This window comes from Campylobacter concisus (genome assembly GCF_902460545.1).
Lineage (GTDB): Bacteria > Campylobacterota > Campylobacteria > Campylobacterales > Campylobacteraceae > Campylobacter_A > Campylobacter_A concisus_AE.
Genome location: NZ_CABPUE010000011.1, coordinates 15,794 through 28,111, shown reverse-complemented (window position 1 = coordinate 28,111; position 12,318 = coordinate 15,794). Strand labels below are relative to the sequence as shown.

Sequence of the window (12,318 nt, the reverse complement as noted above, 5' to 3'; positions counted from 1 at the left end):
TCGAGTTAATTAAATAAAACTGAAATTTAAAAATCTAAAATATAATCCGACCTTTAAATTTAAAAGGCTTTTTATGGGAATTTTTATAGTTATAGTTTTGTTTATTGTTGCAGTTTTTGTATTTATGAGATTTGCCCCAGTTTTTGGTGGCGTGCCAGACGTCAAGAGCCAAAAGCTCATAGAGGCTTCACCAAATTTTAATGGTAAAGTTTTTATAAATTTAGAGCCCACTATTGATATGGTAAAGAATAATCCGCAAGCATCTATGTTAAATTACATTCCGCAAGCACTCTTTCCACCAAAAGGTAAGCTACCAACTAAGCCTTTACCAAATTTAAAATTTGACGCAAATGCCTTGAAAAACGGCGAGTTTATCTGGCTAGGGCACGTTAGCCTCATATGCAAGCTTGATGACAAAACCATCGTCACAGATCCAGTTTTGCACCGAGCATTTCCACTGCCAATTGGCGGTAAGCCCTTTGCCTACGAGCATGCTATCACCGCTAGTGATTACCCAGATGTGATCGACATCGCCCTCATCTCGCACGATCACTACGATCATCTTGATTACAAAACAATACTTGAGCTAAAGGATAGAATTTGTAAATTTCTAGTGCCGCTTGGCGTAAAAGCTCACCTTGTAAAATGGGGCGTTGATGAAGACAAAATTTATGAGTTTGACTGGTTTGGTGATCAAAAAATAGGAAATTTAAACTTCATGTTTTGTCCTTCAAGGCACTTTAGTGGGCGCACATTTAAAAGAAATACGACGCTTTGGGGTGGCTGGGCGGTTGAAGAGACTGGCTTTAGCTTTTATTTTAGCGGAGATGGCGGATACGGCAAGCATTTTAAGATGATAAATGAGAAATTTGGCGCCTTTGATCTAGTTTTTATCGAAAATGGTGCTTATGGCGATGGCTGGCCTTACGTGCATATGAAGCCAGAGGAGTCAGCGCAAGCACTAAAAGATCTTGGTGCAAAGCTTGGTGTACCGGTACACTGGGGCAAGTTTGATCTATCTTATCACGCTTGGGATGAGCCTATCAAGCGTTTTGAAAAGGCAGCGACAAACCTTGAGCTAAACTACGCAACGCCGATGATCGGAGAAGTTTTCAATACCCAAAATCCGCCTAGAAAAAAGTGGTGGGAGGAAATTTAGGAATAAATTTTGCTCTAAATTTTAAAATCCAAAAGGAAATGCTGATGAAAATTTCTGAAAATTTAGCAAATCTAAAAAATGTCATTGATAAAGCTGCAAAAAACGACCTTGATATGAGCGCAACTGGAAGCTTTTTACAAAATTTAGAAAAAGCAAATAAAGAGACTGAAAAAATTTATAAACAGCTAGAAAAAGAGCTAAAAAGCGATGCGCAAATGTTTAAACAATTTGACTTCATGCAGATGATAACAAAGCTTCAATACGGCAACCTAAAGCCAAATGAACGTGAAAAACTGCTCAATAAAATGAGCAAGATCGCCAAGGAAATTTAGCCGTTTAGTGTGATTTTACGCTAGCTAAATTTGGCTGTTTTGCGTAAATTTATGTGGTTTTTTGCTGAGTAAATTTGCTTAAAAAATCAAATTTATTCGTTTAGAGGCTGTTTTCATCCTCACATTTGCCATCTTTTCTTTTCTTGCACACTAAGCGCGTATGACACTATCAATGCACAAAATTCCAGCAATTTTTAGAATTTCATGAACGAGTAATTTCGGCTCTGATTTTAGTGTCAAGCTTTGTGAGACCTAGAATTTATGGCTGAAAATTTTGTAGATAGTGTCTTAGGTGATCAAAGCTCTATAAATTATAGAAATTATCACGCACTAGGTGAAAATATAGGTTCTCTTGGAGCAGCTGGTAAAGCAGCCATAAAGGTAGGTAATAAGTTATCGAATGTAAATTTAAGTAAAAAAGATACAACGGCAGATAAAACAACAAATAATAATCTAAATTCTAATGGCAATGACGGAATAATTGTTGCTGAGGGTAAGAGTGTTAAGATAGATATAAATAAACAAAACAAACATATACAAGGAACCAATGAATATAAAACAGCCAATCAAAGTGGCGTAACAAGAAGTATTTTAACAGAAGATGTAGAAAATCTTTTGCCAAAATTTGGAACAGGTCAAAAGGTGAATAGTGTAGAAATCGGATTGGCTGGTTCAAAAGAAAGAATAGATTTTGGAAAAGTAATTGGTTATTATATAGATGAAAATGGTAACAAATTGTCTACCACAAAAGGAATAGTTCATTATGGTAAAATGGTGCCCATATTGTTCCTAGTAATCTAAATTGATAAGGGATTTGTATGAATGAAATAATTACTAAAATTTTATCATCCACAAAGAGAGCATTAAATGGCGAAACTACACAAAATATGCGACATTGGAAAACGACATAATAAAATTATTATTTATATATAATGGAGATATTACAGATGATGATTTGGATAATGTAGGATATATTTCTAGTTTAATTATTGCAGATTTTAATGAATACTTGATTGATGAAAAAGCAATAAGAATTGATTATCCAAATTTATTTTCTGTGCCGCAAAATTATTTTTTGGCATATAAAGGACAACGACTAGAAAATGACTAAATTCATAAATTTATCTTAGCACTTATCATTTTTATTGTAACTGGTTGTAGAGTTTCTCCAAATTTAAATAACACTAATGCAGATAAAGGAGCAAACGCAGGATATAAAATAACCACAAGTGCAGATACTTATAATAGGCAGCTTCATCAAAGAGAGATAGACTTTATAAACAATAAAAATAACATAGCAAGCTTTAAATCAAAGCTTCAAACTACAACAAATAAAATTTATAGCGATGATGAAGCAAAATCTATCCTAGCAAAAGCAGCGGTATCTTTAACGGATAAATCATTTAATGAAACATATAGACGAAGCCTAAGCTCAAATGATCTTTACAATATAGAACTAGCAACGAATTTCATAAAGCAAAGTAGCTTTTATAATACAAGCCTAGATAATACAAATGCCTTTAATCCGGATAAGAAGCAATATGAGGATAGGTATATGTATGCTTCAAAGGCATATGACAATTCAGACTTTTACAAAGATAATTTGTATATTAAAACAAACCCCGACATATTAGATTATACAAAATCAACCATGTATGGTCTAGGCGGATTTGAAGGACTTGCTGATTTAGGAAATATTATCTTACATCCAGGAGATTCTATAAACGGTTTAAATAATGCCTTTTATCATCCTATCCTAACAGCCAAAAATGTAAATGCAAACATACAAAAATCAGTAGTCAATTCTTGCAAGCGAATGGAATTTTAAAATTTGCAAAATATATTTTTAGAAATTTAAAGTTTTTTCTTTGTTAAGGGGGAAGAAGCTTGAATTACGGTCTGCTTGCAGTTGCGAACTAGCAAAGCAAAAGAACTCCCTTCTCCCTTAACAATTCCTCTTCCCTGACACGTTCAAAGGGCATACTCTAGTGCTAAAGCACTGCATGCAGTTTTGTTAATTTCAATCAAACTTTAATGAGTAATTTCGGTTCTAAAATTTGAGTTAAGCGGTAAGTGAAGCTAGATTTTAGTAGTCAGCTCTTACGAGTGAATGAAATTTTAAAATTTATAAGAGTATTTGATCAAATTTACAAAAACGAATTTAAAGAATACCTATTTATATATGTAAATTTACCAGAGAGGATTTAAGAGCCAAAGAGGCTCTTAAATTTTAGTGTAGTTCACTCCAAACTTTGCGTTTCCAAAGCCAAGCAAAAATTCCTAATATAAAGAAGTAGATCATGACATAAAGCCCTGTGCTCTCGCGCTCAGCCTTCTTCTTGTCACCTATTTTTTGGATATAAGCTACCACATCGTCTTCAGCGGCTTTATTTAAACCAACTCTTGGCATTGCAGTACCTGGTAGCATCTTTTGAGTATCGTTTATAAATTTATGTAAATACTCATCGCCTTTTGAACGGATCATCATCGATAGATCAGGTGGGTTTGAGCCCATATAAGCAGCAAGGCTTACTTTGTTGCTAAATGCATATTTTTTGTCATATTTTATGTCATGACATCTTTGACATGCATCAGCGAAAACCTTTTCTTCAGTGATCTTATTATTTGCCTTTTCATAATCAGCAGATACCTTTTTCAAATAAGCTACTATATCGGCAGTCTCAGCATTTATATCACCACCAGCACCCATAAATGCGGTCATCGGGAATGGATGCTCGTCGTTAAATTTATGAGTTAGCTTTAAAGCCATATTTGGATTTTTAATGAGTGCGGCCAAGAATTTATCATCATAAATTTTACCAGCGGTACTAAGATCTGGTGGTACTACACCAAAGCTTTGACTAGCTGTCTCAGCATCCATACCAGCTGGCATACCTGCTGCTTCTATACCGTGGCATCCTGTACATCCTGCTGCTACAAAAGTATCAGCACCCTTTGTGGCGTCACCTTTTGTAAGATCAATAGAGTTAATGTCATTCCAAAATGCTGTATAGTCATCAAGAATTTTTTGTGCTACTTCTACATCTTTTGTAGCCGCATCTATACTTGCCTTATTTCCACTAGCCTTAGCAGTCTCAAGTGCTGTCTTTTTTTGCTCTAAAAAGTGCTTTGCATAGTCAGTATCTTCTTTTGAAAAGTTATATTCGGCATTTGCAGTATGAGGGTGAAGCTTTGTGTGAGCATAAGGCTCGATACCCCAATATAAAACACCTGAAAGAATAACAACAATGGCAAAAATTTTAAGCTCTTTCATAATTAGCCCCTCTTTCTTTCAAGTATTGTGATAACTGGCAATGCAATTATAAATAAGAACAAGAATAGCAACGATGAGTAAAAACCTATCCAGTCGTTGATGCCACCTGTTGGGAGTTTGCCATATATCGATAAAACGATAAGATCGACAACTAAGACCCAAAACCATACGAAAAATAGTGGTCTTTTGTGAGCTGGAGCCACAAGGTCACTTCTATCAAAAAGCGGTATAAGCATAAACGCAACACCTGCAAATGCAAATGCGATAAGACCGATGTTGTAAGCTGAAATTCCAGCGATATCAAAGAAGAAGCCACGTAAAATTTCATATTGCCACAAGAAGTACCACTCTGGATAGATATGTGGTGGGGTTTTTAGTGGATTTGCTGGCTCAAAGTTGATAGGATCCATTGCAAAGTTGAAGTGATAGCAAACAAGATAGATGACAAATATCATAAAGAATGATACATACATAAAGTCTTTTGCTAAAAATCCTGGCCAAAATGGTATAACTTTAGATTTCGCTCTATCGCCGTGTAGATACTCTTGTGCCTCTACTTCAAAGTCTATATCTTCGCTTGTTAGGTTATTAACGTGTGGAACTCTTAAAGAGTAGAAGTGAATAACCAAAACAGCTATCGTTACAAGTGGCAATAGACAAACATGAAGCATAAAGAATCTAGTAAGTGTTGAGTCACCAACTGCGTAATCGCCTCTAATCCACTCAACTAAAGCATCGCCAATAACTGGCACACCGCCAAAAAGCTGAGTGATAACAGTCGCCGCCCAGTAGCTCATCTGTCCCCATGGGAGCATATAACCACTAAATGCCTCTGCTGAAAAACAGATAAATAGCACCATACCACTTATCCAAATGACCTCTCTGCCTCTTTTGTATGAACCATAGTAAAGTCCAGTAAGCAAGTGAATATACATAATAAGAAATATCGTAGAAGCTGAAACTGCGTGAATGTGACGCCAAAGCCAGCCATACTCGACCTCTTGCATGATAGTATAATTTACACTATCAAATGCTAAATTTACATCTGGTTTGTAATACATTAAAAGTAAAAAACCAGTAACGATTAAGAGCATAAAAAGCGTTGTTAAAATAACGCCCATTGCCCAAAGGAAATTTATATTTTTTGGAATCCAGTATTCGCTAACTAGAACCTTTATAAGTTTTGTAAAAGCTAGGCGTTGATCAAGCCAGTCAATAACGCCAGTTGATTTATGAGCTAAAGACATTGCTATCCTCCTAAGCTTTTGCTACTAATTTTTCGTATTCTGGGCTTGTTTCGCCTAGAACTAGCTTGGTTCCATCGATCTTAAATGGTGGTATATCAAGTGGTCTTGGAGGAGGTCCGTATGTTTGCATTCCGTCGGCATTAAATTCGCCGCCATGACAGGCACATACAAACATTTGTTTGCTTGCTTTATACTCAGGTATACAACCAAGATGCGTGCAAAGTCCGATAAGAACTACATATCTAGCATCCCCTACGACAACATCTCTTTTGTCATTTTTAGCCATATCAGGACTTTTTTTGAGGATGAAAATAGGCTTTTTACGCCATTCAACCTGCCTCATTTCTCCATCTTTGATCGGACTTAGATCAACTGTTGTAAAACCAGCAGCTTTTACGCTTGGAAGCGGATCCCAAGTCTTTTTAACAGCCACTAGTGACATAGCGCCGCCGACAGCTGCCACAGCACCAAACGCAAGGCCGATAAAGCTACGTCTTTCTTGCTTTACTGACATTAAATTCCTTTCTATAAATAAATTCTTAACGATTATACTCTCAAAAAATTAAAAAAGTATAATTTATAAATATAATCTGCAAAAATAATGTTAATTTTAACTTAAACGTAAATTTTGATTTTAAGATAAAAATTTTTAAGTTTTATGGCTTTTTGAACTAAACCAAAAATCAAAATCAGCCAAGCCTTTTCTCATTCATCTTTATATAAATATGTAAGATATCAATCGCAGCTGGCGTGATACCTGAAATTTCACTCGCAGCAAAGAGCGTAGGCGGAGCAAATTTCTCAAGCTTTTCAACCACTTCATTACTAAGACCGCTCACACTTCTAAAGTCAAAATTTTCAGGAATTTTCACATCCATCATATCTTTCATTTTTTCTATTTGATTTTTTTGCTCATTTATGTAGTGCTGATATTTACACTCGGTTAAAATTTGATCCACACTCGCATCATCTAAATTTGAAAATTTCTCATCAAGCTTTCTTAGTTTCTCAGCTGTAAAGCTCTTGCGCGCGACAATCTTTTGAAGGCTCACATTTTGGCTTATTGGCTCTTCATCAAGGCTAGCTAAAAGCTCTAAATTTTGCTTGCTCGGCGTAATTTGCGTATTGTTAAGGTAAGCAAGCCCATCTTTTAAATTTTGCCTGATAGCTTCAATTTCACTAAAAGTCTCATCATCAAGAAGCCCAAGCTCATGGCCATATCCGCCAAGCCTTAAAATGGCATTTTCCTCACGCAAAAGCAAGCGGTACTCTGCCCTACTCGTAAACATCCTATATGGCTCTTTTGTCCCTTTTGTGACAAGATCATCGATCAAAACGCCAATATACGCCTCATCGCGGCGTAAAACAAGCGGCTCTTTATTATCAAGCGAAAGCGCTGCATTTATACCAGCCATTAGCCCCTGAGCGCCCGCCTCTTCGTATCCTGTCGTGCCGTTTATCTGTCCAGCTAGATAAAGACCTTTTACCTTTTTTGTCTCCAAACTATGTTTTAGCTGTGTTGGCTCGACGTAGTCATATTCGATAGCGTATCCATGCCTTACGATTTTGGCGTTTTCAAAACCCTTTACGGAGCGTAGCATCTGCACTTGCACCTCATAAGGCAGGCTCGTTGAAAAGCCGTTTATGTAGTACTCTGTAGCTTCAAGTGTTTGAGGCTCGATAAAAAGATGGTGTCTGTCGCGGTCGCCAAAGCGGTTTATCTTATCCTCGATACTTGGACAATATCTTGGCCCAATGCCCTCGATCTGACCTGTAAAAAGTGGTGCTTTGTCAAAATTTGAGCGAATTATTTCATGCGTGGTTTCATTTGTATAGGCGATGTAGCATGGTAGCTGTGTTGGTGAGAAATTTTTAGTTCTAAAGCTAAATGCAACTGGCTTTGCGTCGCCATCTTGCTTTTCTAAAATTTCAAAATTTATCGTTTTTGCATCGATCCTTGGGCATGTTCCAGTCTTTAGCCTGCCTAAATTTAGCCCAAGCTCTCTTAGACTGCCACTTAGATCCTTTGCACTTAGCTCGCCCACACGGCCAGCTTCTAGCTTGTTAAATCCAACGTGAATTAGCCCGTTTAAAAATGTACCAGTTGTGATTATCACTTTTTTTGCGTTATAGATATTATTTAGGTGGGTTTTAACGCCCATTACTTCGCCATTTTGGCTTAAAATTTCAGTGGCGATCTCTTGAGAAATTTCTAAATTTGGCGTATTTAAAAGCAAATTTCTCATATAAACACGGTATCTATCCATATCGATCTGAGCACGGCTACCACGTACTGCTGGGCCTTTGCTCTCATTTAGCACGCGAAACTGGATACCAACGGCATCAGTCGTTAGCCCCATTTGGCCACCAAGCGCGTCGATCTCTTTTACAAGATGTCCCTTTGCAAGGCCCCCAATGGCTGGATTACAGCTTGCGGCGCCTATTTGCTCGGCTAAGATCGTGATCAGTAAAGTTTGTTTGCCCATTCTAGCAGCCGCTAGACTTGCCTCAATGCCTGCATGTCCGCCGCCAACGACGATTATTTCATAGTTCATGATAAATTTTTCCTAATTTTTGATTGCGTAATTTTATCCAAAAGCATATAAAATTTAAATTTTTTAAAAATTTTTATTACCAAATTTAATGTAGAGTTTTTTATTAATAATATTTTAAATATTTTGCTGTTAGATTTACAAAATTTTTAAAATCACAAAGGTATTTCTATGATGAGTTTATTAAAAGTTGCTGGCTTTTTGCCCTACCTTGCGATCGCATTTTTAAATGCAAGCGTCGATCTAGCACACAAAATCACCATACAAAATGTTCTTTTAAAAACATATGATGGCGACATACTTTTTATCCTAACAGCCGTCATAAACGCAATGATCTTGCTACCATTTATCTTTTTATTTTCGCCCTCAAGCTTTATAAACGATAAATTCGCAAAAATAAAGGTCATAAGAATTTGTGCCATTTTTGGCGTTATTATCAGCGTCGCGGTGCTTTTTAGCTATCTTGCGGGCGCTTTTGGCGTAGCCTTTGCTTTAACGCTCATACTAGCCGCCCAAAGTGCGATCTACTCACCAGCAAAATACGGCATCATCAAAGCCCTAGTCGGCCCTGAGCGCCTTGGCACAGCAAATGGCATCATCCAAGCGCTTACCATCGTTGCGATACTTTTTAGCTCATTTTTATTTTCATTTATATTTGAAAATTTATACATTCAAGGTGAAAACTCAGAAGAAATTTTAAAAAGCGTCTATCCTATTGGTATCTTTTTAGTGATCTTTAGCGCACTTGAAGCGTATTTTGCTTATAAGTTACCTTGCATCGATGAAAAAGACGAAACAAGCGAAAATTTTGATATTAAAAAATATATTCGCCTTAGCTATTTAAGAGAAAATTTAAAAGAAGTAAGGTCAGATAAAAATATCTGGCTAAGCATCGCTGGACTTAGTATATTTTGGGGAATTTCTCAGATCATCATCGCAGCTTTCCCAGCTCATTACAAAGCCGTTTTTAACGACGACAGCTCGCTAGCGGTGCAAGCAATTCTAGCAGCAAGCGCCATAGGTATCGCATTTGGATCATACGTGGCTGGCTCTATGTCAAAGCTTCACATCGAGCTTGGTATCGTGCCGATGGGTGCCATGGGTATATTTTTCTCACTTTTATTTTTCGTATTTGGCTCAAATATCGGCGTAGTGAGCCTTAGCTCATTTGCATTTGGCTTTTTTGGTGGAATTTTTATAGTGCCGCTAAATGCGATGATCCAGTACTTTGCCCCGCAAAAGACCACCGGCAAGATAATGGCGGCAAATAACTTCTTACAAAACGTCTCAATGCTGCTTTTTCTAGCTATTGGCATAGGCTTAGTATATTTTGAAATTTCAACCACCGGACTTTTTGTCTTTACAGCACTTGTTTGCCTAATCGGCAGTTTTTACGCCATTTTGCAGCTTCCGCACCTTTTTACAAGGCTACTTTTACTGCCATTTTTAAAGACAAAGTACCGCTTTTTTGTTGAAGGACTTCAAAATTTACCGCAAAGTGGTGGCGCGCTACTTCTTGGCAATCACATCAGCTGGATCGACTGGCTCGTGCTTCAAGCTGCAAGCCCAAGGGGCATAAGATTTGTCATGTATAGAACGATCTATAACAAATGGTATCTAAAGCAAATTTTCAAATTTTTTAAAGTGATCCCAATAGGCGCAGGGGCTAGCAAAGAGTCGATCGAGCTAGTTAGGGAGTGCCTAAAAAATGGCGAAGTGGTCGCACTTTTCCCAGAGGGCCACATCAGCTACAACGGCCAGATAAATGAATTTCAAAAGGGCTTTGAACTTATCATCAGAGATTTAGAAGAAATTTGCATCGTGCCATTTTATCTTCGTGGCCTTTGGGGCTCAAGCTTTTCAAGGGCTAGTAAATTTTACAAAGACCTCACTTCTAAAAACGGCAGACGCGACATCATCGTCGCCTTTGGCAAGCCGATAACCACATTTATAAACGCTGCAAAGATGAAGCAAAAGGTGCTTGAGCTTAGCTTTTCATCGTGGGAGAGCTTTATCTCAAGGCAAAAACCACTAACGAGCGAATGGCTAAATAACGCAAAAGAGGATAAATTTAAAGAGTGCGTGAGCGACAGCACTGGACTAAATTTAAGCAACTTGAAATTTATAACAGCTGTTTTAGTCTTTATCAAAATTTTCAAACGCGAGCTAAAAGATGAGAAAAATATAGGCATCTTGCTACCTAGCTCAAGCATCGCAGCTATCGTCAATATAGTGCTTCTTGCGATGGGCAAAGTGAGCGTAAATTTAAACTACACGCTTAATGTTACCTCATTAAATCACGCCCTAAGAAAGGCAAATATAAACACAGTTATCACCTCTAGCAAATTTCTTGAAAAGCTAGCACTTAAGGGCTTTGATCTAAAAGATGCGATGAGCGGAAAGGCTAAATTTGCAGAAGATCTCTCAGCTAGTGTCTCAAAAAAAGAGAAATTTTTAGCGCTTTTAACTGCCTTTTTTGCCCCAGTTTGGCTTATTAAGCTTTACTATTTTAAGCGTGTAAGCTTAGAGGATACGGCCACTATTTTATTTAGTAGCGGCAGCGAGGGCGAGCCAAAAGGCATCGAGCTAAGTCATAAAAATTTACTTGCAAACATTAAGCAAATAAGCGAACTTCTAAATTTCAAAAAAGATGACGTGATATTAAACTCACTCCCAGTATTTCACTCATTTGGACTAACAGTCACAACGCTCATGCCGCTTTGCGAGGGTATAAAAATGGTGAGCGTGCCTGACCCAACAGATGGAGCGACTATCGGCAAAATGGCCGCAAGACACAGCGCTAGCATCATATTTGGTACCTCGACATTCTTTAGGCTCTACACCAGAAACAAAAAGCTTCATCCACTGATGTTTCAAAGTGCCAGAATGGTCGTAGCTGGGGCTGAAAAGCTAAAACCTGAGATAAAAGACGAGTTTAGGCTCAAATTTGGCATAGAAATTTATGAAGGTTATGGCGCGACCGAAACGGCGCCGGTAGCTGCTGTAAATATGCCAAATATCCTAGAAAAAGAGAGCTTAAAAGAGCTTACATTTAATAGACCTGGTAGCGTTGGTATGCCTCTGCCTGGCACCATCATCAAGATAATCGACCCAGAGACTCTTAAAGAGCTAGAAACTGGTACAGACGGACTCATTGTCATCGGCGGATCGCAAGTTATGAAAGGCTATCTAAACGACGAAGCTAAAACAAACGATGTCATCACGCATATAGACGGCGTAAGATACTATAAAACTGGCGATAAAGGCCACATAGACGAAAACGGCTTTGTTTTTATCGTCGATAGATACTCAAGATTTGCCAAGATAGGCGGCGAGATGATAAGTCTTGGAAGCGTCGAAGAAGAGCTTGCAAAGGTGCTTGGGGGCGATGTTGTATTTAGCAGCGCAAACGTGCCAGATAGCAAAAAGGGCGAAGCGATCGCACTTTTAGTAAAAAGTGGCACAGAGCCTGAAAATATTGAACAAATTTTAAAAGAGAGCAGCCTTGCTCCTATAATGATGCCAAGCTATATCTTCATCGTTGATGATATCCCAACACTTGCAAGTGGCAAGGTTGATTTTAAGGGCGTAAAAGCTCTAGCGGTCTCGCTTCTAGCGGAGTGAGGTGCCGCTCTCTTTTTTGTGATAAAATAGCGCCAAAATACTATCCAGGTCGCCAGGTCGCAGTTGCAACTGACATTTGTATAAATCTTGAAAATTTTTTTTGCAAATTCTGCTATTGATTTTATTTTTT

General features: G+C 37.8%; 11 protein-coding genes. 7 read left to right on the top strand and 4 right to left on the bottom strand.

Annotated elements, in window-relative coordinates:
* Positions 1-73 precede the first annotated feature (73 nt).
* The 6 genes from FZ949_RS08220 to FZ949_RS09660 all read left to right on the top strand — a co-directional run bounded on the left by FZ949_RS08220 (position 74) and on the right by FZ949_RS09660 (position 3,699).
* Complete coding sequence (locus FZ949_RS08220) at positions 74-1,159, top strand: MBL fold metallo-hydrolase (RefSeq protein WP_103580677.1); 1,086 nt, start codon at positions 74-76, stop codon at positions 1,157-1,159.
* 44 nt (positions 1,160-1,203) lie between these two features.
* Entirely contained in the window at positions 1,204-1,491 is a 288-nt protein-coding gene (locus tag FZ949_RS08215) for a hypothetical protein (RefSeq protein WP_021091759.1), read from the top strand.
* A gap of 261 nt (positions 1,492-1,752) precedes the next feature.
* On the top strand, positions 1,753-2,292 hold the full coding sequence (locus FZ949_RS08210) for a polymorphic toxin type 50 domain-containing protein (RefSeq protein WP_103580676.1): 540 nt from the start codon (positions 1,753-1,755) through the stop codon (positions 2,290-2,292).
* Positions 2,293-2,386: 94 nt separating this feature from the next.
* A complete protein-coding gene (locus tag FZ949_RS08205) occupies positions 2,387-2,602 on the top strand; it encodes a hypothetical protein (RefSeq protein ID WP_148790333.1) in 216 nt (71 codons plus the stop codon).
* Positions 2,603-3,046: 444 nt separating this feature from the next.
* Positions 3,047-3,319, top strand: a complete 273-nt coding sequence (locus FZ949_RS09385; RefSeq protein ID WP_180998574.1) for a hypothetical protein — start codon at positions 3,047-3,049, stop codon at positions 3,317-3,319.
* Between the two features lie 245 nt (positions 3,320-3,564).
* A complete protein-coding gene (locus tag FZ949_RS09660; RefSeq protein WP_258033377.1) occupies positions 3,565-3,699 on the top strand; it encodes a hypothetical protein in 135 nt (44 codons plus the stop codon).
* 22 nt (positions 3,700-3,721) lie between these two features.
* On the opposite strand, the gene FZ949_RS08195 is transcribed toward FZ949_RS09660, so the two are convergent.
* The 4 genes from FZ949_RS08195 to mnmG all read right to left on the bottom strand — a co-directional run bounded on the left by FZ949_RS08195 (position 3,722) and on the right by mnmG (position 8,567).
* On the bottom strand, positions 3,722-4,765 hold the full coding sequence (locus FZ949_RS08195; protein WP_103579485.1) for a c-type cytochrome: 1,044 nt from the start codon (positions 4,763-4,765) through the stop codon (positions 3,722-3,724).
* 2 nt (positions 4,766-4,767) lie between these two features.
* On the bottom strand, positions 4,768-6,012 hold the full coding sequence (locus tag FZ949_RS08190; RefSeq protein WP_148790332.1) for a cytochrome b: 1,245 nt from the start codon (positions 6,010-6,012) through the stop codon (positions 4,768-4,770).
* A gap of 10 nt (positions 6,013-6,022) precedes the next feature.
* Positions 6,023-6,526, bottom strand: a complete 504-nt coding sequence (gene petA, locus FZ949_RS08185; protein WP_021091707.1) for a ubiquinol-cytochrome c reductase iron-sulfur subunit — start codon at positions 6,524-6,526, stop codon at positions 6,023-6,025.
* A 175-nt stretch (positions 6,527-6,701) separates the two neighbouring features.
* Positions 6,702-8,567: a tRNA uridine-5-carboxymethylaminomethyl(34) synthesis enzyme MnmG gene (gene mnmG / locus FZ949_RS08180; RefSeq protein WP_148790331.1), complete on the bottom strand. Its 1,866-nt coding sequence runs from the start codon at positions 8,565-8,567 to the stop codon at positions 6,702-6,704.
* Between the two features lie 168 nt (positions 8,568-8,735).
* Between mnmG and FZ949_RS08175 the strand changes: the two genes are divergently transcribed.
* Positions 8,736-12,188, top strand: a complete 3,453-nt coding sequence (locus FZ949_RS08175) for an acyl-[ACP]--phospholipid O-acyltransferase (protein WP_103579482.1) — start codon at positions 8,736-8,738, stop codon at positions 12,186-12,188.
* Positions 12,189-12,318: the final 130 nt, after the last annotated feature.